This is a genomic window from Mucilaginibacter sp. CAU 1740 (assembly GCF_039839285.1).
Lineage (GTDB): Bacteria > Bacteroidota > Bacteroidia > Sphingobacteriales > Sphingobacteriaceae > Mucilaginibacter.
Genome location: NZ_JBDOQS010000008.1, coordinates 149,869 through 174,895 on the forward strand (window position 1 = coordinate 149,869; position 25,027 = coordinate 174,895).

The following is a 25,027-nucleotide window of genomic DNA, read 5'->3' on the forward strand; positions in this document are numbered from 1 at the left end:
CTTTATACGAGCTCAAACTTACAATCTATAATTTAAATTTTACGCGGTAACAGTAAGACTATGCGTTGAGCCTTTATGTGACGAATATTTATGCACTTTTATAATATTTAATTTCGGCATCGCCCCACAAATCCTCCACTCCATAAAACTCACGTTTATCGGTCCTGAATACGTGAACTACAACGTCCACATAATCAAGCAGAATCCACTCGCCATGCTCAATACCCTCTTTGCGCCAGGGATCTTGCTGGGTGGCTTTGAAAATTTCATCCTCAATACTATTTGCAATTGCTTTTACCTGTGTCGACGAATCGGCATGACAGATCACAAAATAATCTGATACCGAACTGAATATATTACGAAGGTCTAACCTAATAATATCATTGCCTTTTTTTTCCTGGATACCATGTATTGCCAGTTCTGAAATATAGGCAGATTCATTTAACACTTTGTTTTTTACCATCAAAAAGAATTAGTTTTGAACGTTTTTGAGTATAAAATTATTACACCTTGCAAAATAACATATTTTCAGGATTATTTGTTGGTCAAAATTTAGTAACAATTAAACAAGTTGATTCAACAAATAGTTTCCTTAAAAATTTATTGTCAAATTCCACGCCAGTACCTGAAGGTACGGTCATTATGGCAGAAGAGCAATATGCCGGGCGTGGCCAACAGCAAAATACCTGGCATGCCGAACCCGGCAAAAACCTCACTTTCAGTCTGCTGCTAAAGCCTCATTTTTTAGCGCCCAACCAACAATTTGATCTTAACCGTGCCGCGAGTTTGGGTGTTTATGATGCCTTATATCCCCTGCTTGGGGACAAACTGAAGATAAAATGGCCCAATGATATTTATTATGGCGATCAGAAACTGGGCGGTATGCTGATTGAAAATACTATCCAGGGCGATAAGCTTAAGGATTCGGTTGTGGGCATCGGCATCAACATAAACCAGGAAAATTTTCCGGAAGGGGCTTCAAATGCTACTTCGGTAAAGCAAATCTTACAAAAGGATTATGAATTAACCCTTATATTATCGGAAATTTGCAAGCATATAGAAGTGTACTATCTGAAGCTGAGGGCGGGCCAAACGGAATTTGTAAGGAATGCTTACCTGGCCCGACTATATTGGTTAAACGAAGAGCGCAGTTTTGAGTCGAACAATGGAGTTTTTAACGGCATTGTAAAAAACGTGCTTCCGGAGGGCTTGCTGGTTATTGAAGATACTAACGGGCAGCAAATGGAGTTTAACCTCAAAGAATTGAAATTTTTAAACAAATAATAATAACTACAAAACACAAATGAAGAAACTATTGGTATTGGTAACCGCGCTTATCATCAGCGTTGGCGCTTACGCACAGATCGAATCGCCGGTAAGGTGGTCGTATGCGGCAAAAAAAGTAAATGACAAAGAAGCCATTGTATTTTTAAAAGCTACCATACAAAGCGGCTGGCACATCTACTCGCAAACTGTAAAAGATGGCGGCCCTATCAAAACTTCGTTTGAGTTTACTCCTTCAAAATTATATGCCGTTGCAGGCAAAACTACCGAGCCAACCCCGGTTACCAAGTACGAAAAATCATTCAGCATGAATGTGAGCTACTTTGAAAAAGAGGTTGTATTTAGCCAGAAAATCAGTTTAAAATCGCCAAAAGCAACGGCTGTTACCGGTAAATTAACTTACATGACCTGTAACGATATGAAATGCCTTCCGCCCGAAGATGTTGACTTTACTATCCCTTTAGGTAAATAATTCAGCAGCGCCACAACAGTCATGAAATTATTAAATAAAGGTGCTATCCTGCGCGCCGGGCTTATTACATTAATTACCCTGTTTATTATCAACATAGCCGGAGTGAACCCGGTTTATGCGGTGCAGAAAAAGGCTGCTGATACTACGGTATCCACATCAGATCTTAATTTTACATCGATCCCTACCGCTGCGGACAGTTTAGCGATCAGGAAAAAGCACCTGGATTCGGTTAAAAAAGCGGAAGCTGCAAAAAAGGTTGTAGCGAAAACATCGGCATCAAAAAATAAAGACGAAAAACCAAAATCACTTTGGCAGATATTTATTGAGGGTTTGCTGGGCGGTTTTACTGCGGTGATCTTGCCTTGTATCTATCCGTTGTTGCCTTTAACTGTAAGCTTTTTTACCAAAAAGAGCGGCAATAAAGGCAAGGCTGTTATGCAGTCGCTCATTTATGGGGTATCCATCATTGTAATATATGTTACATTGGGTTTGCTGATCTCTATCATTTTTGGTTCGGATGCCTTGAATGAACTGGCCACCAATGGTATATTTAATATTTTCTTCTTTTTATTACTGATAGTATTCGGTATGTCCTTTTTGGGGGCATTCGAAATTACGTTGCCAAGTTCGCTGGCCAATAAGCTGGATGCAAACTCGGATAAAGGAGGTCTTGCGGGTATATTTTTTATGGCCTCCACCCTTGTTGTGGTTTCATTTTCATGTACTGGCCCAATTATAGGTACTTTGTTGGTTGATGCCGCTTCAAAAGGCGACCGCTTAGGCCCTGCAATGGGTATGTTCGGTTTCTCGCTGGCATTGGCTTTGCCGTTTACCATATTCGCGTTATTCCCTTCGTTGTTGAAAACCTTGCCAAAATCGGGCGGATGGTTAAACAGCGTAAAAGTTGTTTTGGGTTTTCTTGAGTTGGCTTTCGCGCTTAAGTTTTTATCAAACGTTGATCTGGCTTATCACTGGAACTGGTTCGATCGCGAAATTTTCTTATCCCTGTGGATAGCTATCGGCTTAATGATCGGGTTATACCTTATCGGTAAGATCAAGTTTTCGCACGATAGTGATGTGAAATACCTTACTATTCCGCGTACGTTCCTTGCTATAATCGTATTTGCCTTTGTTATATATATGGTGCCAGGTTTATGGGGAGCGCCTTTAAAATCAATAAGCGCATTTTTACCGCCAGAAGCTACGCAGGATTTTAACCTTTCGGCTGTGCCGGATGGTTCGGGTTCAAGTGCTGCCGCGGCGCCATCAGTTGCTTTGCCATCAAACATCGGCTCACCAAAGTATGCCGAAAATTATACCCGTATCAAAACCAAAGGATTGAATGCATGGTATGATTATTACCAGGCCCTACAGGTGTCGAAAGCTTTGCACAAACCTATACTGATTGATTTTACGGGCTTTAACTGCGTTAACTGCCGAAAAATGGAAGCAGATGTATGGTCGGACAAGGATGTTTTCGGCCGAATTAAAAACGACTTTGTGCTATTGCAGTTGGTTGTTGACGATAAAGCTGAGTTACCGGCAGCCGAGCGCTTCACATCTGATTATAGCGGTAAAAAAATCACAACTCTGGGTGGTAAATGGAGCGACCTGGAAGCCGGGCGCTTCAATGCAAACTCCCAGCCGTTGTACGTTATGCTGGATAGCGATGGAAACTTATTAAAGGATGCTACTGGTAATGAAATAGCTCCGTTACCGGCCGAATATCACATCCCGTTATACCTTAAATTTTTAGATAGCGGCATTTCGGCGTATAAAAAATAAGGTTCGAGTTAAAAATAAGTGTAAATTCGCGCAAAATATTAAACGCCGCGTTTTATTGGTTGGCGGCGTTTAATTAGTGAACAATATTTATAACCCTAATTAGTTATGAATAGGGAAACCTATATCATAGCCCCAACAAAAAAATGACTCAGATCAAAAATATCGGCGTTTTTACTTCTGGAGGTGATGCACCCGGTATGAATGCTGCCATAAGGGCGGTAGTTCGTTCGGCCATGTATTACGGAATTGAGGTCACGGGTATCCGCCGTGGCTACGACGGTATGGGCAAAGGCGAATTTGTACCCATGAACCGCAAATCGGTTTCAAACATCATTCAACGCGGTGGTACCATTTTAAAAACTGCGCGTTGTGATAGTTTCCGCACTCCCGAAGGCCGTAAAAACGCTTACGAACAATTGGTAAAAAATAAAGTGGATGCCCTTGTTGCTATTGGCGGCGATGGTACTTTTACCGGTGCCAAAGTTTTTGGTAGCGAATTTGATATTCCGGTTGTTGGCTTGCCAGGTACTATTGATAATGATTTAGTTGGTACCGATTTTACCATAGGCTACGATACTGCCATTAATACAGTGGTTGACGCGGTTGATAAGATCCGTGATACTGCCGAATCGCACGATCGTTTATTTATAGTTGAAGTAATGGGCCGCGATTCGGGCCTGATCGCTTTACGTACAGGTATTGCTACCGGTGCTGAGGCCATCCTGATCCCTGAAAGCAAAACCGGACTTGAGGGTTTATTTAACCGATTGGAGTTTGGCCGTAAAGATAAAACGTCGCGTATTGTAATTGTTGCCGAAGGCGACGATACTGCCGGTGGTGCTTTTGAAGTAGGTCGTTTGGTTCAGGAAAAATTCCCTAACTATGATACCCGTATCTCTATTTTAGGGCACATACAACGTGGCGGCGCGCCAAGCTGTATGGATAGGGTATTGGCAAGCCGTGTTGGTGCAGCCGCAGTTGAAGCCCTGCGCGATGGTCACCGCAATGAAATGATTGGTTTAATTAATGGGGAGGTTGCTTATACACCATTTGAACATGCCATTAAACACCACCAGGGTATCGATCCAAATATGATCAAGCTGGTTGAAATGCTATCTATGTAACTGGTAGCTAAAACGATAAATGGAACAGCCCCGGATATTTTTCCGGGGCTGTTTTATTTATATACTTTATAGGTTCTTGATGTGGGTGTTGGCTTCGTAAGAGCGCTGATGGTGAAGGACTTTAATTCCCTCCCTTGGGAGGGGTGTGATAGCTAAGCGCGGTGGCAGGGAGGGGTTTGTACGCCATGTTAATAATATGCAAAACGAAGAAACCCCTCCCTCCACCCTCCCGAGGGAGGGAATCGCACAAGTCCCTGCTTTTTCTACTTTTAATGCCTCTTACTTAACAAAAGTACTATCAACAATTAATCTCACTACCTCATCAATTTCTTTACTCACGGTCAGCACATGCCCAATGATGGCCTCATTATCCGGATTGAAAAAGTTTTCGCGGTCCATAATGCTGATCAGCCCGAGCATGCTGGCTACCGGGCGACGCAGTTCGTGCGAGCTTAGGGAGGCAATGTTTCGCAGGCGCAGGTTTTGGTCCATCAGGTCCTGTTGGTTTTTTAGGCGGCTGGTTATATTGTGGCCAAAACAGCCAACCCCTATAATTTCGCCGCTGGCGGTATAAATGGGGTTAAAATTAACTTCAAAGTATAAAGGCCTGCCGCCGGCAGGGTCGGCACTTTGGCTAATTACTGTGTAATTTTCGCCATTTAGGGCACGCTGATAGTAGATGTTCCATTCATCAATTATCTGTTTGGTAAAACCGGCATGTTTATTTGAATAATCACCTTTTTTTGGCTCAACGCCGGTTAAATAAGTTATCTGGCTAATGTAGGATTGATTCATGTACATATACCGCCGCTCCCTATCAACCGACCAAATATGATCCTGCGTATTATTTATGAGTGCCTCCAGGCTGGTTTTGATCCGCATCGCCTCTTCCTGGGCATGTAGCTGCTGGGTGATATCCTGCCCTATGCCTTGTATTTCTACAACCTTTCCGTTATCATCAATAATTGAAATGAACTCCCATTCGGTATCGTGCAGAAAGCCCCGTTTATCTGGCTTTTTATGAATCAGCTTAACAATTTTACCAGGATTTTCGAGGCAATTAACAAAAGCCTCTTCGCATTTATAAACCTCCTGCGGGATGGTTGTTTCAGAAAAGTGGTGCCCGATGATCTCATTCCAGGCGTAACCAAAAGTTTTGGTGAACTGCGGATTTACGTAGGTGAAATTACCCTCAACATCTATACGCACCAGGAAGTTAGTTTGCGAATCAATAAGCGAGTTTAAAAACTGTTCCCTTCGGCTGGCTTCCGGTAGCTGTATGCCTGTAATTTCGCTTATTAAAATTTTGTGCCTGGTAATGGCATCTGTAATAAGTTTGCGATGCTCTGTGAGCTGCCTGTTATTGGTATTGAGCGTGTAATTTATTTGAATGTGCGCGCCTTCGGTAAGGTTATTAGTAAGCTGCTTTATATTATTAAAAGCTTCGGGAGCGATGATCCCGTTTAAAAAATCGGTGTTTTGCTGCAGGTGCGTGGCTTCCACTCCCAAAATATCGCTAAAGCTGTCGCTAACAAGCAAATAACGCTGTGCATCAACATCAAAAGCAATACTGCAATGAACTTTACCGTGGGGGAACTGACCTAACATGCAAACTAACAGGGGAACGGCACAAAGCTAAGTATTTAATTTGTAAATGCTACTGTTACAATAATTTAGCAGCAACTTCTTTCCAGGTGTCAACCCGTTCATAATCGGTAAGCAGCATATTATGGGGCGAGGTGAACAGGATCTTTCGGCCGTTAAAGGTGGCGAAGTTTTTTATCCTGTCGTCTATCATAATGTCAACATCCAGTATCTTGTGGCCGCAAAAAATAATGTTTGTCCAGGAGATGAACGGGAAATGCTCCTCAAGCCAGGCTTGCTTATCTTCTAACGAGTATTTAAACTCCATGGCTGCCGAGGCAACATATACATCATATTTATCGTGAAGGGCTTTTATTACTTCCTGCGCATCGGCCATAACCGAGATGTCCCTGAAAAAGCCGCGCTCGTTAATATAAACGCGTAAAGTTTCGCTAAGATGGGGCGGCAGTATCTCTCTAAATTCTTTACCGTGCATATCGCCAAGCGAAAGATCTTCATTATGGCGTTCTTTATACATGGTGATGAACTTGCCAATGGTATCGGCCATCACCTCGTCCATATCAATAGCTATACGTGTTTTTCTGTTGATGCTCATGGCTGTCAAAATGCGATTTTTTTAACTTATTGCAATGTTAAGTTTTAAATATATCAGGGCAGTACACGGCAACCATTTACCTGATCAACCCAATCAACCATTCTCTTCCAAAATAAATCGCAAACAATTAATTATCAACCATTTTTAATTTTAATAATTATTTGTACTTTTGCATCCCCGCAGAAAGAACTCCGGGGATAATGTTGAATACATAAAAATTTACAATGGCAACTAAGATCAGACTACAAAGACACGGTAAAAAAGGTAAACCTTTTTATTACATCGTGGTAGCAGACTCACGCGCTCCACGTGATGGACGCTTCATTGAGCGTTTAGGTTCATACAACCCAAACACTAACCCAGCAACAATCGACATCAACTTCGACAAAACTTTAGATTGGGTTAACAACGGTGCTCAACCTACAGATACTTGTCGTGCAATCCTTTCATACAAAGGTGTGCTTTACAAAAAACACTTACAAGGTGGTGTTAAAAAAGGTGCTTTAACCGAAGAGCAAGTTGAAACTAAATTTGCTGAATGGCTTGACCAAAAAGACAGCAAAATCACCGGCAAAAAAACCAGCCTTAACGTTGCTAAAGATGAAGCACGTAAAGCTGCTTTAGCTGCTGAAGCTAAAAAGAGCGAAGAAAAAGCTGCTGCTATTGCTGCTAAAAATGCTCCTGTTGCCGAAGAAACTGAAGCTCCTGCAGAAGATGCAGCAACTGAAGAAGCTGAAAGCGCAGAATAATTTATTGAAAGTTAGAACCGGATCGTCGACAATTTTTGTCTTGAATCTTTGTTCTTGATTTCTTGAATCTAATACAATGGCGGAGCAAATAGCTTCGCCATTGTTGTTTAAAATATTTTAAATGAAAACTGAAGATCATTTCAGGATAGGCAGTGTTTTAAAAACCAAAGGCCTGAAAGGCGAATTACAGATCTATGTTGATTTTGATGGCATCGAAGCTATTAAATTCAATGCCGTGTTTATTGATATTGCCGGTAAGATGATCCCCTATTTTGTATCATCGATAAAATACCTGCAAAAAAACAACGCCTACCTTAACCTGGAGGATGTTGATACCATCGAAAAAGCATCGCCATTGGTAAAACGTGATATCTATCTGCCTAATAAATTAAAGCCGAAGAAAAAGAAAGAAGAGTTTACCCTGAATGATGTGGAAGGCTTTATAGCTATCGACGAAATACACGGCGAACTTGGCGAAATACTGAGCGTACAGGAATACCCTCAACAACTAATAGCTACAGTTGAGTACAAAAACAAGGAAGTAATGTTCCCGCTTAACCTGGAAATTATTAAAGGCATTGATGTAGAAGGCGGCGAAATTTATGTTGCTTTGCCTGAAGGATTGCTGGATGTTTATTTGGAAGGATAGGTTTCGAGAAGCAGGACTGTTAGAATAAAGAGTCAGGATAAAAAACAGGTGCCCGTAGAGATAGGGGCATTTTTTGTATAATAATATGGCAAACACGTTGGCGCTATGCTGGTTTATTTTCAATTAAAGGAGATAGCGTAATGCAAAAGCATGTAGCCTGTTGATTGTTACTTTGTTGTAATTCAAAACAATTTATCTTTAACTACGATAAGCCTGATTAACCAAACCAATAAAAGCATGGCAACAAATGCATTCTTTGCGCCGCAGCTGGCTATACCACATGGCGTAACCGATATAAGCTTTTACATTAAAGCTTTAGGTGCTGTTGAGTTAAGGCGTTTTAGTAATGATGATGGCAGCATCCATGTATCTGAACTATCGATAGATGGAACGATCTTTCACCTGCACGAAGAAACGAAACGTACTAATGTGCTGTGCCCGGATACTGCAAAGTCCACCAGTGTAACTATAGGTCTTTTTGTTGACGACGTACATGCCGTTATGGAGCAGGCCAGGCAGGCCGGAGCAATAGTAGCCTCAGAGGTGCAGGATTATGATTACGGTTATAGGCAGGGCGATTTTGTTGATCCGTTTGGGCATAGATGGATGATAGAGAAAGCGATATAAAAGAAACAAGCTTCAAGAATCAGGAAACAAGGATAAAAAGCAACCATGGAAAAGCAACCAACCTACGGCAACGGTAAGATCTGTTATATTGAGATACCTGCCATTGATATCCCCACATCGGCAAATTTTTTTGAAACTGTTTTTGGATGGAACGTGCGAATAGACAACCAAGGCTTCGCCGCTTTTGATGATGGGGTTGGAGAAGTAAGCGGTATGTGGGTAACCGACAGAGAACCGATGGGAAAAGCAGGCTTGCTGATATCCATTATGGTTGATGACGCTGAAGCTTCCGTTAAATTGATAGAAGCAAATGGAGGTACAGTTGTTAAAGCAATAGATAAAGATTCATCCGAAATTACCGCGCACTTTACTGATCCGGCCGGTAATTTATGGGGGATCTATCAGCACGGCGGATAGTTATAGTTAAGTTACAAAATGAAGAAAACTTTGCGTCATAGCGACTTAGCGTGAAACCAGCAAACCATACCCACACATCTGCGCATTGATTTATTATCTTTGCGCATGCGTTTTGATATCATCTCTGTTTTGCCCGGTTTATTGGAAAGCCCTTTTGCCCACTCTATTTTGCAGCGTGCGCAAAAAAAAGGTATTTCTGAAATTGTAGTCCACAACCTGCGGGATTATTCAACACAAAAGCAAAAAAGTGTAGATGATTACCCTTACGGCGGTGGTAGCGGCATGGTAATGACTATCCCCCCTTTCGCGGCCTGCATCGAAAAGCTAAAATCTGAGCGCGAGTACGACGAGATCATTTTCATGAGCCCCGATGGCGAAACCCTTAACCAGGGCATAGCCAACCAGCTTTCCATCAAAAAGAATATCATTATCCTTTGCGGCCATTATAAAGGCATCGATCAGCGCATCAGGGACATTTATGTTACCCGTGAGATCTCGATAGGTGATTACGTACTTTCGGGCGGAGAGCTGCCCGCAGCCGTACTGGTTGACGCGGTAGTGAGGCTGATCCCCGGCGTATTGAATGATGAAACTTCGGCCTTGTCTGATTCTTTCCAGGATGATTTGTTAGATGCCCCGGTTTACACCCGCCCGGCCGATTGGAATGGCCATAAAGTACCTGATATCCTTTTAGGCGGCAATACCCCCGAAATTGAAAAGTGGAGGCATGAGCAGGCCCTGGAGCGTACCAGGCAAAGAAGACCTGACCTGCTAAAGTAAACTAATCATCACGAGCGCAATTTAAAGCCAGATGAAACTTCATTGCCGTTGGTTTTAACCAACGAACTAATGAGCAGCGAAAAATGGGCTTCAGCCCCAATACGCTTGCAACGTTTGGCCAAAGCCGGAAACTTTTAATTAAACCTCAAAGTTATTTTTGGGAATTTGCTGATCACGTAGGCTATCCAAAATAGTAAAATTGGCACCATCACGTCCAATTGCCTGGCATAGGCGCTTGCCAGTCCGCTCAGTAATATATAAACCACAAATAGCAACATGGCAAATTTTACGGGGTAGATCAGTCTGTGCCAGTTGATCATGCTTGCAATAAAACAGATAACAGAAGTCCATAGCAATAACGAACCAATTAGGATATTGCTAATGGTTTGTGTTATCTGGTATGTATAAGAGTACGGAAAATCAAAAAACAACCTCGATAGGTTATAAAAGTAATTCCTGACAAACTTTTTAGGCGAGGCCTTGATGTATTTGATAGCAGTTTGTTTAAAAAGATCATCCTGCTCTACACCCTTATGGCTCATAATAAATGCCATCTCCTTACCATGATTGGCCTGTAATAATGAATCCCCCTCGGCAGAGTTAAACGGCATTGGCTGGATGGAATTAGATAGGTAAGGTACTTTCCAATCGCCATATTCTAACTCATAAGGCGAGCTCATCCAATACAAACTCATCCCGCCCGAGTTTCCCCAATAAAAAGCTTTGCCAGTAAGGTTATAGGTATATAAAAGATAGGGAGCCGTTGTAAGTAAAGCCAGCAACAGGATATAAACCGACTTTAAATAATAACCTCTGTTGCGTTTAATGAGCATCAGCATTAGGCATATTATAAGGCCGATCACAATTACATAACCAACAATGATTTTGGTTAATGCCAAAAAGCCGATCAAAAACCCGGACAATAACAGATGCCTGGTTTTCTGTTTGGTATATAATAAAACAAGGCTGTAGATAACCGCCGACACTAAAAACGCGGTAAAGATCTCGGTATAAATAGCCGGCAAAAATTGGTAAAGGTTATGATAAAATGCCCACAGGATAGCAAACAACATGGCCAACCGCTCTTTAACCACGTAGCTTAATGCTTTGTATAAAAACACTATCGATAGGTAATAAAAAAGCGCGTTCAATAATGACAGGTACAGGAACGAAAGGTGCAACGCAGTAAAAGGAATCAACGCGATAGGATATCCCGGTCCGCTCCAAAGGTTAATATCAGGAGCGGGTGGCGAAAAAAAGCCGTGTAAAAGATTAGCGGCAAAAGTGATGTACCGTGGTTCGTCGCCAAATAGTTCCGGGTACCGGAACTTGATGATATAATAAATGTAGTATAACAGGAAGGGCAGAAATTGAATATAAGGGCTCCGCCTTAGTTTACTGATCATAAATATCACCTTGTTGATTAAGCTATCAATATTACTAATTTATAGCTTGCCTATCTATATTTTATAGCTAATATCGTTATGTGGCAACTGTTAAATCAGGCTAAAAACCGCAACCCTTTGTTAATAAAAAAACTAAATGTGGAAATTTTTAAATTTGGTTTTTATTTAATGAAAAAAATGCCTAATATTGCAATCCGATTTTTACGGGCTAAAAATCGCATTAAGAGCTTAAAATCATGGATTTAGTAAAATTTGTTGAAGAGCAATCAGTAGAAAAAAAGCAGCTTCCAACCTTCAAAGCTGGTGATACTGTAAGTGTTCACTATAAAATCAGAGAAGGAAATAAAGAACGTGTTCAGGTTTACCAAGGTGTTGTTATCCAACGCAATAGTACTGGTGTAACTGAAACTTTTACTGTACGCAAAGTATCAAATGGTATTGGCGTTGAGCGTATCTTCCCGGTTAACTCTCCAAACATCGATAAGATCGAGGTTAACAGTGTAGGTAAAGTTCGTCGTTCAAAACTTTACTACCTGCGTGCACTTACCGGCAAAGCTGCCCGTATCAAATCAAAACGCGTTTAATTACCTCGCTGCGTAGCAGCATATAAAAAATTAAAAGGCCTTTCTGAAAGCAGTTTTCGGTAAGGCCTTTTGCTATACGATGGTTTTTTGGGAGTGCTATCCTTCCTAATGTCATTGCGAGCGTAGCGTGGCAACCGCACGGAAGTATAGCCGCCCTGTATAGCATGCGATTGCCTCGTCGTTCCTCCTCGCAACAACATGGAAGACTGATACGTAAATGAAGCAAACAAGCGGTGGCCTGACAGAAAAGCCGGCCGCGAGCTGGCCTTGTGGGCTGAAGCTTTTTTCTGTCTTGACTTTTTGGTTCCTTTTGTGTCAAGACAAAAGGAACAGCCTCCGCGGCAAATGAGCGGCCGATGCTTGTCTATTAACACATTGTTGTTAGTATCCTACCGCCGCATCGCACACCATTTGATATTAAGACCCTCCTCAATTTTAAGGGGCTTAAGTTGAAAACTTAAGCTATTGTATACCACGGGTTACGCTATCGCTAAACCCGCGGCAGATTAGTAGATTAGGTTTTTTTATAACAAAAGAGCCGATGGATATCCATCGGCTCTTTTGCGTTATTGAAATATTATAAAATTATTCTGCGCTTTCCTCTTTCGGTTCATCACCATCAGCTTTCTTAGCTTTCGGCGTAGAAGCTTTTTTTACAACCTTTTTCGGCTCAGCCTCAGCAGGCGTTTCCGCATCAGCAACAACTTCAGGATGATCGATAACTAACGAAGGTGCTGGAGTAACAGCATTCATAGTTGGAGTTTCTTCAACAACAACAGCAGGCTCAACGGGTGCTGCCGGAGACTCAGGAGTAACAATGGCTTCTTTTTTTGCAGGAGCGGCTTTCACCGGCTCCGGATCAACCAATTCAGCTAAAATTGTACGACCACCTTTTACAACATCACCAATATTCACCAATATTTTAGTACCCAGCGGAAGAAATACATCTACCCTCGATCCAAACTTAATAAAACCAAATTGCTGACCTTGTTCAACAATATCACCCTGTTTTACATACCAAACAATACGGCGGGCCAATGCACCTGCAATCTGCCTGAACAATACGGTTACACCTTTGCTGTTTTCGATAGCTATGGTGGTGCGCTCGTTTTCGGTAGATGATTTTGGATGCCAGGCCACCAGGTATTTGCCTTTGTGGTATTTAAAATAGCTTACCACACCAGCAATAGGGTTACGGTTAACGTGTACGTTTACCGGCGACATGAAAACCGATAATTGAATTCGTTTATCTTTCAAAAACTCGGTTTCTTCAGTTTCTTCAATTACTACCACTTTGCCATCAGCAGGACAAAGAATGGTATTCTCTGCAGTTTCAATATCAAAAAACGGACTGCGGAAAAATTGAAGAATGATCAAAAATAAAGCCCCCGAAAAAATGTAAACTAACCATTTTAAGGTGTGCGCGGTTGGTAAATAGAAATGAATAGCCGCGTTCAGTACAAAAATGAACAGGATAGTGATTGCAAGCGAGGTATAGCCTTCTTTATGTATGGTCATTATTTATAAGTTTTAATACAAAACTACTAATTTGAAATTAAGTACAGGTATGCATATACAATTGGCGCTGCCATCAGCAGGCCGTCGAATCTATCCAGCAGGCCGCCGTGTCCCGGTAATATGCCGCCCGAGTCCTTCACGTTGAGGCTGCGTTTAAACATGGATTCAACCAGATCGCCCATGGTGCCAAAGTTGGAAATAATGAGCGACATGATGATCCACTGCAAAACAGAATACTCTACATAAAAACGGCTCAAAATATATGCCGCCAATGCGCAAATGAGGATCCCGCCGATAAAGCCTTCCCAAGATTTTTTTGGCGAATGCCTTTCAAATAGCTTATTGCGGCCAAATTTGCTGCCCACCAGGTAAGCGCCGGTATCATTGCTCCACAGCATAATTAAAAAGCCGAGCGGTACGTGAAAATTAAATACCCCATCGCCGCGGGTAAATGCCATGGCGTGGAAAAATATAAATGGCACTACCGACATTAATAACCCAAGGTAAGTGAAGCCGATATTGGTAAACGGCACTGTCGATTTTTTGTAAAGCTCGCCTATCGGTATAAAACTCAATAAAATAGGCAGCAATAAAATAAATTTATACGCCGGGAAATAGCAGTTGGCAGCGAAAAATAAAAAAATGATCACCCCAACAAGCGCGCCGGTAAAACGCTCGGGAACTAAGCCGCCCTGTTTAACCAGTTTATAAAACTCAAGCAGGCAAAACAGGCTTAGCAACAGGTAAAATACACTAAAAACATAAGGACCCAACAAATTAGACCCGATCATTACGATGATAAAAAATAAGCCAGTGATGGCGCGTTGTTTCATATATTAATTTGATTGAGGATCATGATCTCGATAGCCTTACTAAAATCCTCCTGGTGAATATAAACCTCTATCTCGCCAAAGTTGCGGTGTGATGAATCCTGTTTGTTGAGTAAAACGGTGTCAATATGATTCCCGGTAAGCATTTGCTTAACAATTTCTGATTGGTAAAAATTAGTAGAAGTAAAAATTTTAACCCAATTCTTTTCCATTTAACTAAGCAGCGGACTTTTTCCTTTAGCGGTATTTCGATACATAAAAAGCAAAATTAAAATAATTATCAGGCTTAAAGCATAGCTCTGGTAATTAAATACATGCTGATCGTCAGGGTCGAGGGTTATTTTTTTCTGTTGATACAGGTACATGATCACTACCTGGGTGCCGTTGTTTAAAAAATGCGCCCAAACGCTCGGCCAGATGCTGCCGCTCCACATTACAAAATAGCCAAAAAATACGCCTAATGCTACGCGCGGTAGAAAAGTAAAAAACTCCATGTGGAAAGCGCTGAACAGGATAGCCGTGATCCAGATACCGGCATGCGGGTTTTTGGTTAGCCTGATCATGATGGTTTGCAGCGCCCCTCTAAATAAAAACTCTTCGGCTATGGCGGTGAACAGACCTACTACCAGCACGCCCCAGATCATATCCCATACGGTTTTCATTTGCAGCATGGCATCGGTGGCTTTCTGGGCCTGATCTTCCATGCTCCGCAAAATCGCTTCGAGTGCTTTCATCGAATCGGGCAGCACTAATTTTTCATTAATGTTTACCAATACTTCCAACACCGGCGATGAGCAGATCATGATAGATAGGATCAGCAGCAATAAAACAGGCGGAAATTTAGCTGTAGCCTTTAGATACGTTTGCGGCTCTTTAACAATAAAGCGGGCAAAAAGCAATGGCGTTAAAAACAGGGGCAGCGTGGTGCTTATGATCTGTAAAGTCCATAAAGCCGGGCCGATATGCGGATTGTGAGTGTTAAAAGCGAAAGTATCGGCAAGTGTACCAGCTCCAAATATCACGGTGATGATACCGGCGGCTATCAGCGAAAAAATAAAAACGAGCCCAATTGTTCCTGCGGATAAGATAACAAACTGTAAAATAGGCGTTATTTGACTTCCCTGTGGCTGAGGGTCTTGATATGGCTCTTTTATCATTCGATGTAAAATTCGTATTTTTGCAGGCTAAAGATAAGGATGTCTGTACAAATAGGAAATATTGATTTAGGGGAGTTCCCGCTGTTGCTGGCACCGATGGAGGATGTGAGCGATCCACCCTTCCGTTATGTGTGTAAGCAAAACGGCGCGGATATGATGTACACCGAGTTTATTTCGAGCGAGGGATTGATCCGCGATGCTGCCAAAAGCCGCCAGAAACTGGATATTTTCGAATATGAAAGACCTATCGGCATCCAGATCTTCGGCAGCGATATCGACCACATGCGCGAAGCTACAGAAATAGCAACCCTTGCTGGTCCCGATTTGATGGATATTAACTATGGCTGCCCTGTAAAACAGGTAGCTTGCCGCGGTGCAGGTGCAAGCCTTTTGCAGGATATTGATAAAATGGTAGCCATGACCAAAGCTGTTGTTGATGCAACGCATTTACCGGTTACCGTTAAAACCCGTCTTGGCTGGGACGATAATACCAAAAACGTTTACGAAGTAGCCGAACGCCTGCAGGATGTAGGTATCAAGGCGCTTACCATACACGGCCGTACCCGCGCTCAGATGTATAAAGGCGTAGCCGACTGGGCTTTAATTCGTGATATCAAGAAAAATCCGCGTATTAAAATCCCCATTTTTGGCAACGGCGACATCGATTCGCCCGAGAAAGCTGCCGCATGGCGCATGGAATATGAGGTTGATGGGATGATGATTGGTCGCGCGGCCATTGGTTACCCATGGATCTTCCGCGAGATAAAGCACTACTTTAAAACCGGCGAATATTTGGATAAGCCAACTATTGCCGAGCGTGTTAACGCTTGCCGGTCGCATTTGTACAAATCGATAGAGTGGAAAGGCCCTAAAACAGGCATTTTCGAAATGCGCAGGCATTACTCAAATTACTTTAAAGGAATTGATCACTTCAAAGAGTTCAGGATGAGATTTGTTACTGCTCCAGATTTGGAAGCGGTTGATCAGATCCTGGCAGAGATAGAGGAAAAATATAGCGTTGAGTTGGCGTAATATTTGCTCCCAATCATTATATTTGAAATAAACGATACTTGTCACATGGTTACCACTATAACTGAAGGTGTTAAGGTTTCCATCGAAACCATATATCAGCCGGAATATTCAAACCCGGCTAATGATCATTTTATGTTTGCTTACAAAGTAAGCATCGAAAACATGACCAACTACGCCATCAGGTTGATGAGCCGCCACTGGTATATTTTTGATTCGAACGGAGCCAAGCGCGAAGTGGAAGGCGAAGGCGTTGTAGGTCAGCAGCCTATCATCGAGCCGGGCCATACTCATGAGTATGTATCAGGCTGTAACCTAAAAACCGATGTAGGCAGTATGAAAGGCGAGTACCACATGGTACGTATGCTGGATAATGCCAACTTCAACGTACAGATCCCTGAGTTTTATTTAATAGCACCGTATAGGTTGAATTAAGGATAGAGTCAGGAAGCAAGACAACAAGAAGTAAGATTTTTAACATAAAAGAGGCCCTAACCGAGATTTCGGTTAGGGCCTCTTTATTTTGAGACTTGCTTTTTTCTTCTTCTTGCTTCTTGACTCTTGCTGTCTTGCTTCTTGGCTCTTGCTTCCTGACTCTTGACCTCTTGAATCTATCTTATCGCCTTCCTCTATGCCCACCTTCGTGATGAGGCGCAACGGCCGACCTATGTTGTGGTATTGCATGCGGCCTTTGCTGTTTTGGAGCTTTTGGCTCTGCCGAATTATTCCTGTTAGATGGTTTCGGCTCTGTTGAATTGTTCCTGTCTGGAGTTTGCTGGTCTCTTTGGTTATCAGACGAGGGTGTTGGTTTGTTATTATCCGGTTTTGACTGTGCCGAAGCGTTGTCATTTGTTTTTACCGGGCGTTGCCTTTGGTTTCCATCCGATGCAAACCTGTTGCCGCCAACCTTATTCATAGCTGTGGTTGAAGGGCGACCGTTATTGTTATTTGCAAACTGGCTTTTATCCTTTCCGGCAACCTGGCGGTGGTTTACCTGTTCGGTGGTAGGTTGCACATGGTCTTCCTTAGCGGCCGAAAGTTCGCGTGTATTGGGCTTGGTAGCTACGCCCCCGGGGCCGTTAAAGCTGTTGTTATTAACGGTTTCATTATTGTTGATCACTGTTCGGTTTATATAAGTATTGTGTACCACGGTAGTGTTTACATTAACTACAGCGGTATTATACTGGAATGAATTACCAGCCCAGCGCCCACCAACGTAGCCGCTGCCCCCATAGCCGTAACCGTAATTTACACCTCCATAAAAACCAATGTGCCTACCCCAGTAGCCTTCGTGGAAAACATAAATGGCACCATCATAACCCCAGTAACCAGGAGTCCAGAGGTAGCCAATGCGTGGCGGATGTACCCACACGCCCGGAACCCAATAATAACCGTTGTCGGCATCATAAGCCCAATACCCCGGGGTCCAAAGATAGCCATCAACCGGGCACGGTGGCTGCGAATAGGTGGGTAATACAGGAGGAGCGATATTAATAGAAACTCCCACACTTACTTGTGCATGAGATTTAAATGCCGTTGCCACTACCAGCAAAAGCACTGTAAATACACTGATGATCTTTTTCATAACTGATAATTTTAACCAAACTTATGCCCGATAGATGAACAATTTATTAAGTTTTAAGCGGTTAAATGAACAATGAATGAAGATGAACAGCGCTGGGAAAGAAGCAGGAAATCAAGAGTCAGGAAGCAAGACAGCAAGAGGCAAGGTATTGAGAGTCAAGAATCGAGAGATCAAGATGAAAGAATAAAGAGCAAATAAAAAAGCCCTGACTGATTATTCAGTTAGGGCTTTTTTATGAGTGTTTAGTTTTCGGTTCTTATCTTCTTTTCTTGTTTCCTTCTTCTTGTTGTCTTGTCTCTCAATTTCTCCGGTTATTAAACAAAAACGAAGCATAGTAAACCAATGTAGCCAATGCGCTGATCGCGGCAACCACATAGGTCATGGCGGCCCACCAAAGGGCATCTTTAGCCATTTCGTGTTCCTGCCCGGTTTTTACAACGGCATAATTATTATCCAGCCAGGCCAGTGCGCGGCGGCTGGCATCAAACTCAACCGGCAGCGTAACAAAGCTAAAAAAGGTAACCAAGGCTAATGCTACCACGCCTATGGCCAATACATATGGGCTGCCGGAAAATGCTAACAAAATAACGCCGATAAACAATGTCCATTGGGTTATGGTTGATGCTACGTTAATAGCAGGTACCAGTGCCGAACGGAAACTTAACCAGCTATAGGCCTGTGCATGCTGAACAGCGTGCCCGCATTCGTGGGCGGCTACGGCGGCGGCGGCAATGCTGCGGCTGTAAAATACATCGCTGCTTAGGTTTACTGTTTTTGTTTCGGGGTTATAGTGATCGGTAAGCTGCCCATCAACACAAATAACCTGCACATCAAAAATGCCATGAGCGCGCAACATTTTCACGGCAACTTCTTGTCCGGAAAGGCCAGATAGTAAACCAATTTCCGAGTACTGTTTAAATTTACTCCTGAACCTCCATTGCACAACGAAGCTTACCAGGGCGATAATGATCATCAGGAACCAGGCCGAATTAGGGGCGATGTATCCTAAAATTATTGAAAGATGATTCATAGGGTATCTTTATAATATAAGTTAAAACTAAGTAGTTTGAAACGCTTTAAACGTTACAGCACCAGTTCAAAAATTATTCCGAATTTAAGCGGGAGTTGATCAACAAACTCAAATTCCAACCCATTTTGCCGGACTGATTAACTATTTTTGATCATGGCAGAACCCACATTTTCATACTGGGAGCGAACATCATTTACTGATAACGCCGATGTAATTATCATCGGCAGCGGACTTGTTGGCCTCAGCGCCGCCCTTCATCTCAAAAAACAGCAACCATCATTAAAAGTTTTGGTTCTGGAGCGGGGCCTTTTACCATCGGGCGCCAGTACTAAAAACGCCGGTTTTGCATGTTTTGGTACAGTTTCCGAGCAAATTGAGAATATAAACCGCTCTTCCGAAGAGGAAGCCATGCGCCTGGTAGCCTACCGCTGGCAAGGCCTCCAACGTTTAAGGGAAAACCTGGGTGATGCCAATATCGATTATCACCAATACGGAGGCCATGAATTGTTCATGGATCATGAAGAAGGCCATGCAAAAACTTGTATAGATCAGATCGATTACCTGAATAAATTACTGCAGCAGGCCATTGGCAAGCCTGACATTTATTCAGTAGCCGATGAAAAAATTGCAGCTTTCGGCTTTGGCAAAGTGAAGCATATAATATACAACCCATTTGAAGGGCAGATAGATACCGGCAAAATGATGCGCACGCTTTTGTATAAAGCATATGGTTTAGGTGTGTTGGTATTGAATAATTGTAGTATCTCGGCAATTGAGCAAGAGGACGGTCGCATCTCGCTAAATACTTCGCAAGGCAATTTTAAAACCCCCAAAGTTATTCTGGCTACAAACGCTTTTGCCGGGCAGCTTTACCCTGAATTGGATGTGGTACCCGGTCGTGGACAAGTGTTGGTTACCAAACAAATCTCTAATTTAAAACTTAGAGGTACTTATCATTTTAACCAGGGGTATTACTATTTCCGCAATATTGATGGCCGTTTACTGTTTGGAGGAGGCCGTAACCTTGATTACAAGGCTGAAGAAACCTGGAATTTTGGACATACCGAAGCTGTGAAAAATCAACTGATCGCCTATTTGAATGAGGTGATTCTTCCGGGCCAGAATGCTGAGGTTGATTATTGGTGGAGCGGCATCATGGGTTTTGGGCAGGAGATCTCTCCCATTGTAAAACAAGTGCAACCAGGTATTTTTTGCGCGGTGCGATGTAATGGTATGGGTGTGGCAATGGGTAGTTTGGTGGGAGAGGAAGTGGCTGAGTTGCTGGTTGGGAGTATATAATTAATATTGAATTGATAAACAAGCCGTCAGCTTCGTGGCTACCCATGAAATAATTAAAAGTGGGTCATGCTGAGCCTGTCGAAGCATGGTGAGTAGGGCCTCTGCGCACGACTCTTCGACAAGCTCAGAGTGACAGCCCCGCCCGCCAAATATCATATTTACTTCAGAGGCGGCCGCTTTTATATATTCGCAATGACGTGGCGGAGAAAAGCCTTTGCGTCTTCGCGCCTTTGCGAGCTTAAAACTCTTCACTACAACACAATACTTCTTAGCGTAATCCCTTGCCTCACCGTATAAAATTTTGTTACTTTTGCCCTTATGAGCGAAGAGAGATCACTGAACTTTATAGAGGAGATAGTTGAAGAAGATCTGGCGGCCGGTAAAAACGGCAACCGTGTACTTACCCGTTTCCCGCCCGAACCTAATGGTTACCTGCACATTGGCCACGCTAAGTCAATTTGCCTTAACTTTGGTTTGGCAAAAAAATATAACGGCCTTACCAACCTCCGTTTTGACGATACCAACCCCGTTAAGGAGGATGTTGAATATGTTGACAGCATTAAAGAAGATGTTAAATGGCTTGGCTTTGATTGGGCCAATGAACTTTATGCTTCCGATTATTTCGACCAGCTTTACGCTTTTGCTGTTGAATTAATAAAAAATGATCTGGCTTATGTTGATGACAGCACAGCCGAAGAAATAGCCGCTCAAAAAGGTACGCCTACTGAGCCGGGTACGCCAAACCAGTACCGCAGCCGCTCGGTTGAAGAAAACCTGCAGCTATTTGCCGATATGAAGGATGGCAAATATCCTGACGGTGCTAAAGTATTACGCGCCAAGGTTGACCTTGCTTCGCCAAATATGCACCTGCGCGACCCATTAATGTACCGCATTAAACACGCGCACCATCACCGCACAGGTGATAAATGGTGCATTTACCCGATGTATGATTTCGCCCACGGTCAATCGGATGCTATCGAGGAGATCACGCACTCTATCTGTACGTTGGAGTTTGTACCTCACCGCCCGTTGTACGAGTGGTTTATCGAAAAACTGGAGATCTTCCCGTCAAAACAATACGAGTTTGCCCGTTTAAACCTTAACTATACGGTAATGAGCAAGCGCAAACTGCTGCAACTGGTTACCGAAAATTTTGTTGACGGTTGGGACGATCCGCGCATGCCTACTATCAGTGGTTTACGTCGCCGTGGTTATACCCCGGCTTCTATCCGCGAATTTTGTGAGCGTATCGGTGTTGCCAAACGCGAAAATATGATCGATGTTGGTTTGCTGGAGTTTTGTATCCGCGAAGATCTAAACAAAACCGCATGGCGCCGTATGGCAGTGCTTGATCCGGTTAAACTGGTATTGGATAACTATCCCGAAGGCGAAACCGAAGTGATGCACGGCGAAAACAACCCCGAAGTTGAAGGCGGTGATGGTAGTAGGGATATCCCATTCGGCAGGGAATTGTGGATAGAGCGTGAGGACTTTATGGAAGTTGCGCCGAAGAAATTCTTCCGCTTAGGTATCGGCCTTATGGTGCGCCTTAAAAATGCCTATATCATTAAAGGCGAAAGCATTGTTAAAGATGCGGACGGCAATATCACCGAAATTCATTGCAGCTACCTGCCCGAATCAAAATCAGGCAATGATACCAGCGGCATCAACGTAAAAGGTACCATACACTGGGTAAGTGTTGAGCATGCTAAAACCGCAGAAGTAAGGTTATACGATCGTCTGTTCCAGGTAGAAGACCCATCAAACGAAGATGGCGATTTTAAAGATTACATCAATCCTAATAGCCTACAGGTATTATCGCCGGTATATATTGAACAAGATCTGGTTAACGCCGAATTAGGCAAACCTGTTCAGTTTATGCGTAAAGGTTATTTCACTTTAGATAAAAATTCCACCGAAGATAAGCTGGTGTTTAACCGCACGGTTACTTTGAAGGATGGATGGGGTAAGAAATAAGCCCCCTGCCCTGAAGGGAGTTTGAAATATTTTTAAAGCGGTTGAGCCAAAACTCAACCGCTTTTCTATTTTATAATCTAAGCTATTTTCGAAATTCTTCACCCCGTCATTGCGAGGCACGAAGCAATCCCCTACTTACAGGGCGGACTTGCTTAGCCCCTCTGCATATTGGGGATTGCTTCGTGCCTCGCAATGACGTGATGGAATATTTGGGGTATTGAGTCTAACGGGCGCAATACTTCCCAATAAAACTATCCGCCCTATCACTACCAATATTCCTGATAAAATTCCAATCGCGACAGGCACCTTCTTTATCGCCTTGTTTCAGTTTTTCGCTGGCCTGGTTTAGAACATCTGTTATAAAATCATCATCGTAGCCAAGTTGTTTTTTCAGGGCGATGATGGTTGCTTCTTTAGATGTATCAGCCTTGCCCTTGTATTTATTGATGTAGTAGTTGGTAACCGCGTTTTCCAATTCCTGCTGTGTCTGGTAACCGGCTATAGCACTTTGCATATCACGGGTGTTGGCTGGGCCGCAACGGGTGGCATCGGGGTCAAAGCGAATGGGTTGAATTATACTGGTTTTAATATTGTATTCTTCCGGAACTATCCACTGCCCCGAGGTAAGTTTAATCACACGCAAGGCTTCGTCGTCAAGATCAATACCGGGGCCATCCGGTACTTTGGCATCATGAACTATACCGCTATTATCAAGAGTAAAGGATACATTAATAACCCCCGAAATGCAGTTTTGCCGGGAGTATTCCGGGTAAACGATCTTCGCTTTCAGAAAATCATTAAGCGCCTGTTGCCCGCCCTTAAAAGCAGGCTGTTGGGCTGCGGCAATTCCTGATACAAAAAACAACAGCACGATATTGATATAACTTGCTTTAAGCATAGTATAAATATCGACAATAAATTGCGGATTATGTTTGGAATTTATTTGGCGTAAATCCGTTAAAGGTTGTTTAAAATTCCGAACGTCATTGCGAGGTACGAAGCAATCCCCGACTGTACAGAGCGGATTTGCTTGGTCTCTCTGCTGTTGGGGATTGCTTCGTGCCTCGCAATGGCGGCCTTTATAAGTTTAAATAGCTTTTTAAAGAGGCAGAGGCGGGTTTAAAACAACTCCACCAATCGCTCCAATGCCATCCCCCTCGATCCTTTAATAAGAATAGTTGAGTTAGTGATTGGATTTGCTTTTAAAGCGATAATAGCATCCTCCGCCGTTTCGTAAAACACCGCTGCGCCCAACCCTCCGGCTTCCGATTGCTGGCTTAAAAAGTCCTTGCCGATAAAAATACGCTCATCAACCGGTGTCTCCATTGCTTTGCGGATCACGGCGGCGTGTTCAACAGCGGCTTCAGGCCCCATTTCAAACATATCGCCTAAAATGAGCACTTTGCGTTTTGCATCAATTTTGCCCACGTTTTCGATGGCTACAAACATGCTGCTGGGGTTGGCATTGTAATAATCGCAGATGAGGGTATTGGTAGCGGTCTGTACAATTTGCGAGCGGTTGTTTTTAGGCTGATAGCCTTCAATGCCGGCATTGATCTCTTCGGCAGTTAAACCTAAATATACGCCTATGCAAATAGCTACCAGGATATTCGGCAGGTTGTAAGTGCCGGTTAATTGTGTTTTAACTTTATAACTATCGCCCGTTTTGTTGTTGGTCCATTCTAAAGTTAGTAACGGCGAGTTTTCCAGGAGTTCGCCACTGATCAGGTTATCGATGGCATCCGTACCATAATATTCCACATGCTTTAAATGTCGAGCCGAAGCCATCTCCATTAAAACAGTATCATCGCTGTTAACGAAAACTACATTTTCGCTTCCGGGCTTTCCTACTTCCAGACGTTCCGACTTTTTGAAGAAATCATACAACTCCCCCTTCCCTTTCTTCACCCCTTCAACACCACCAAAGCCTTCCAAATGCGCCTTGCCAACATTGGTGATCAAGCCATGTGATGGTTGTGAGATACTACAAAGCAGTTCGATCTCTTTTTGGTGATTGGCCCCCATTTCAATAACCGCAACCTCATGATTGGAATCGATAGTTAAAATAGTAAGCGGCACACCGATGTGGTTATTCAGATTGCCCTGCGTAGCCTGGGTTTTAAAGTGTTGAGATAATACGGCGTTGATCAACTCCTTGGTGGTAGTTTTTCCATTTGTACCGGTAAGGCCAACAACCGGAATATTCAACTGCCTGCGATGATGGCGGGCCAGATCCTGCAAGGTGGTCAATACATCCTCAACTAACAAATACTGATCTCCTAACTGATACTCCGGGTTATCGATCACGGTGTAGGCAGCACCGGCTTCAACTGCTTTCTGCGCGAAAGTATTGGCATCGAATTTATCGCCTTTAAGGGCGAAGAACAGGCTACCGGGTGCTATTTTGCGGGTGTCGGTGCTGATAACCGGGTGTTTGAGGTAGATATCGTATAGTTGTTGGGTTGTAGTCATGGTTGTTAAAACAAAATACAATTCAAAAATAGCTAATTAAGCTTACGCTCGTT

The 25,027-nt window shown here is 43.1% G+C and carries 25 protein-coding genes and 1 pseudogene; 14 read left to right on the forward strand and 12 right to left on the reverse strand.

Annotated elements, in window-relative coordinates:
- Positions 1–88: 88 nt before the first annotated feature.
- Positions 89–463, reverse strand: a complete 375-nt coding sequence (rsfS, locus tag AAFN85_RS18125) for a ribosome silencing factor (RefSeq protein ID WP_347529022.1) — start codon at positions 461–463, stop codon at positions 89–91.
- 47 nt (positions 464–510) lie between these two features.
- Here rsfS and AAFN85_RS18130 point away from each other — a divergent pair, with 47 nt between their 5' ends.
- The 4 genes from AAFN85_RS18130 to pfkA all read left to right on the forward strand — a co-directional run bounded on the left by AAFN85_RS18130 (position 511) and on the right by pfkA (position 4,665).
- On the forward strand, positions 511–1,284 hold the full coding sequence (locus AAFN85_RS18130; RefSeq protein WP_347529023.1) for a biotin--[acetyl-CoA-carboxylase] ligase: 774 nt from the start codon (positions 511–513) through the stop codon (positions 1,282–1,284).
- A 19-nt stretch (positions 1,285–1,303) separates the two neighbouring features.
- Complete coding sequence (locus tag AAFN85_RS18135) at positions 1,304–1,756, forward strand: protein-disulfide reductase DsbD domain-containing protein (RefSeq protein WP_347529024.1); 453 nt, start codon at positions 1,304–1,306, stop codon at positions 1,754–1,756.
- Positions 1,757–1,777: 21 nt separating this feature from the next.
- Entirely contained in the window at positions 1,778–3,541 is a 1,764-nt protein-coding gene (locus tag AAFN85_RS18140; RefSeq protein ID WP_347529025.1) for a cytochrome c biogenesis protein CcdA, read from the forward strand.
- Positions 3,542–3,684: 143 nt separating this feature from the next.
- Positions 3,685–4,665, forward strand: coding sequence for a 6-phosphofructokinase (pfkA, locus tag AAFN85_RS18145; RefSeq protein ID WP_347529026.1), 981 nt, complete (start codon positions 3,685–3,687; stop codon positions 4,663–4,665).
- 279 nt (positions 4,666–4,944) lie between these two features.
- Here the strand turns inward: pfkA and AAFN85_RS18150 are convergent, their stop codons facing one another.
- Together AAFN85_RS18150 and AAFN85_RS18155 are read right to left on the reverse strand one after the other, a co-directional pair.
- Positions 4,945–6,273, reverse strand: coding sequence for a PAS domain S-box protein (locus AAFN85_RS18150; RefSeq protein WP_347529027.1), 1,329 nt, complete (start codon positions 6,271–6,273; stop codon positions 4,945–4,947).
- A gap of 55 nt (positions 6,274–6,328) precedes the next feature.
- On the reverse strand, positions 6,329–6,865 hold the full coding sequence (locus AAFN85_RS18155) for a 5'(3')-deoxyribonucleotidase (RefSeq protein ID WP_347529028.1): 537 nt from the start codon (positions 6,863–6,865) through the stop codon (positions 6,329–6,331).
- Between the two features lie 224 nt (positions 6,866–7,089).
- Here AAFN85_RS18155 and AAFN85_RS18160 point away from each other — a divergent pair, with 224 nt between their 5' ends.
- From AAFN85_RS18160 to trmD, 5 genes are all read left to right on the forward strand, one after another.
- Positions 7,090–7,614, forward strand: coding sequence for a 30S ribosomal protein S16 (locus tag AAFN85_RS18160; RefSeq protein ID WP_347529029.1), 525 nt, complete (start codon positions 7,090–7,092; stop codon positions 7,612–7,614).
- Positions 7,615–7,735: 121 nt separating this feature from the next.
- Positions 7,736–8,263: a ribosome maturation factor RimM gene (gene rimM / locus AAFN85_RS18165; protein WP_347529030.1), complete on the forward strand. Its 528-nt coding sequence runs from the start codon at positions 7,736–7,738 to the stop codon at positions 8,261–8,263.
- Positions 8,264–8,500: 237 nt separating this feature from the next.
- Positions 8,501–8,890 (forward strand): VOC family protein, encoded by a 390-nt coding sequence (locus tag AAFN85_RS18170; protein WP_347529031.1) that lies wholly within the window; start codon positions 8,501–8,503, stop codon positions 8,888–8,890.
- Between the two features lie 45 nt (positions 8,891–8,935).
- Positions 8,936–9,307 carry a VOC family protein gene (locus tag AAFN85_RS18175; RefSeq protein ID WP_347529032.1) on the forward strand — a complete coding sequence of 124 codons (372 nt, stop codon included), beginning with the start codon at positions 8,936–8,938 and terminating at the stop codon, positions 9,305–9,307.
- Positions 9,308–9,412: 105 nt separating this feature from the next.
- Positions 9,413–10,087: a tRNA (guanosine(37)-N1)-methyltransferase TrmD gene (trmD, locus tag AAFN85_RS18180; protein ID WP_347529033.1), complete on the forward strand. Its 675-nt coding sequence runs from the start codon at positions 9,413–9,415 to the stop codon at positions 10,085–10,087.
- Positions 10,088–10,221: 134 nt separating this feature from the next.
- Here the strand turns inward: trmD and AAFN85_RS18185 are convergent, their stop codons facing one another.
- Entirely contained in the window at positions 10,222–11,493 is a 1,272-nt protein-coding gene (locus AAFN85_RS18185; RefSeq protein WP_347529034.1) for a glycosyltransferase family 39 protein, read from the reverse strand.
- A gap of 236 nt (positions 11,494–11,729) precedes the next feature.
- Here AAFN85_RS18185 and rplS point away from each other — a divergent pair, with 236 nt between their 5' ends.
- Positions 11,730–12,077, forward strand: a complete 348-nt coding sequence (gene rplS, locus AAFN85_RS18190; protein WP_119406677.1) for a 50S ribosomal protein L19 — start codon at positions 11,730–11,732, stop codon at positions 12,075–12,077.
- A gap of 864 nt (positions 12,078–12,941) precedes the next feature.
- Here rplS and AAFN85_RS18195 read toward each other — a convergent pair.
- From AAFN85_RS18195 to AAFN85_RS18210, 4 genes and pseudogenes are all read right to left on the reverse strand, one after another.
- Positions 12,942–13,595 (reverse strand): annotated as a pseudogene (locus tag AAFN85_RS18195) (phosphatidylserine decarboxylase family protein); the annotation flags it as partial.
- 26 nt (positions 13,596–13,621) lie between these two features.
- The gene (locus tag AAFN85_RS18200) at positions 13,622–14,428 is read right to left on the reverse strand and encodes a phosphatidate cytidylyltransferase (protein ID WP_347529035.1); all 807 of its coding nucleotides are present in this window, start codon (positions 14,426–14,428) and stop codon (positions 13,622–13,624) included.
- Positions 14,425–14,637, reverse strand: coding sequence for a DUF2007 domain-containing protein (locus AAFN85_RS18205; protein WP_091167115.1), 213 nt, complete (start codon positions 14,635–14,637; stop codon positions 14,425–14,427). The genes AAFN85_RS18200 and AAFN85_RS18205 overlap by 4 nt, the downstream gene beginning before the upstream one ends.
- Positions 14,638–15,582: a CPBP family intramembrane glutamic endopeptidase gene (locus AAFN85_RS18210; RefSeq protein ID WP_347529036.1), complete on the reverse strand. Its 945-nt coding sequence runs from the start codon at positions 15,580–15,582 to the stop codon at positions 14,638–14,640.
- Between the two features lie 39 nt (positions 15,583–15,621).
- Between AAFN85_RS18210 and dusB the strand changes: the two genes are divergently transcribed.
- The gene (gene dusB, locus AAFN85_RS18215) at positions 15,622–16,614 is read left to right on the forward strand and encodes a tRNA dihydrouridine synthase DusB (protein ID WP_347529037.1); all 993 of its coding nucleotides are present in this window, start codon (positions 15,622–15,624) and stop codon (positions 16,612–16,614) included.
- 45 nt (positions 16,615–16,659) lie between these two features.
- Positions 16,660–17,046, forward strand: a complete 387-nt coding sequence (gene apaG, locus AAFN85_RS18220; protein WP_347529038.1) for a Co2+/Mg2+ efflux protein ApaG — start codon at positions 16,660–16,662, stop codon at positions 17,044–17,046.
- Positions 17,047–17,227: 181 nt separating this feature from the next.
- Here the strand turns inward: apaG and AAFN85_RS18225 are convergent, their stop codons facing one another.
- Together AAFN85_RS18225 and AAFN85_RS18230 are read right to left on the reverse strand one after the other, a co-directional pair.
- A complete protein-coding gene (locus tag AAFN85_RS18225) occupies positions 17,228–18,196 on the reverse strand; it encodes a hypothetical protein (RefSeq protein ID WP_347529039.1) in 969 nt (322 codons plus the stop codon).
- A gap of 298 nt (positions 18,197–18,494) precedes the next feature.
- Positions 18,495–19,226, reverse strand: a complete 732-nt coding sequence (locus AAFN85_RS18230) for a zinc metallopeptidase (protein WP_347529040.1) — start codon at positions 19,224–19,226, stop codon at positions 18,495–18,497.
- A gap of 153 nt (positions 19,227–19,379) precedes the next feature.
- Here AAFN85_RS18230 and AAFN85_RS18235 point away from each other — a divergent pair, with 153 nt between their 5' ends.
- Both AAFN85_RS18235 and AAFN85_RS18240 read left to right on the forward strand, forming a co-directional pair.
- Complete coding sequence (locus AAFN85_RS18235) at positions 19,380–20,525, forward strand: FAD-binding oxidoreductase (RefSeq protein ID WP_347529041.1); 1,146 nt, start codon at positions 19,380–19,382, stop codon at positions 20,523–20,525.
- A gap of 318 nt (positions 20,526–20,843) precedes the next feature.
- Positions 20,844–22,502, forward strand: coding sequence for a glutamine--tRNA ligase/YqeY domain fusion protein (locus AAFN85_RS18240; protein ID WP_347529042.1), 1,659 nt, complete (start codon positions 20,844–20,846; stop codon positions 22,500–22,502).
- A gap of 223 nt (positions 22,503–22,725) precedes the next feature.
- Here AAFN85_RS18240 and AAFN85_RS18245 read toward each other — a convergent pair whose 3' ends face one another.
- Together AAFN85_RS18245 and murF are read right to left on the reverse strand one after the other, a co-directional pair.
- On the reverse strand, positions 22,726–23,400 hold the full coding sequence (locus AAFN85_RS18245) for a TonB family protein (RefSeq protein WP_347529043.1): 675 nt from the start codon (positions 23,398–23,400) through the stop codon (positions 22,726–22,728).
- A 221-nt stretch (positions 23,401–23,621) separates the two neighbouring features.
- Positions 23,622–24,974, reverse strand: coding sequence for a UDP-N-acetylmuramoyl-tripeptide--D-alanyl-D-alanine ligase (gene murF / locus AAFN85_RS18250; RefSeq protein WP_347529044.1), 1,353 nt, complete (start codon positions 24,972–24,974; stop codon positions 23,622–23,624).
- Positions 24,975–25,027: the final 53 nt, after the last annotated feature.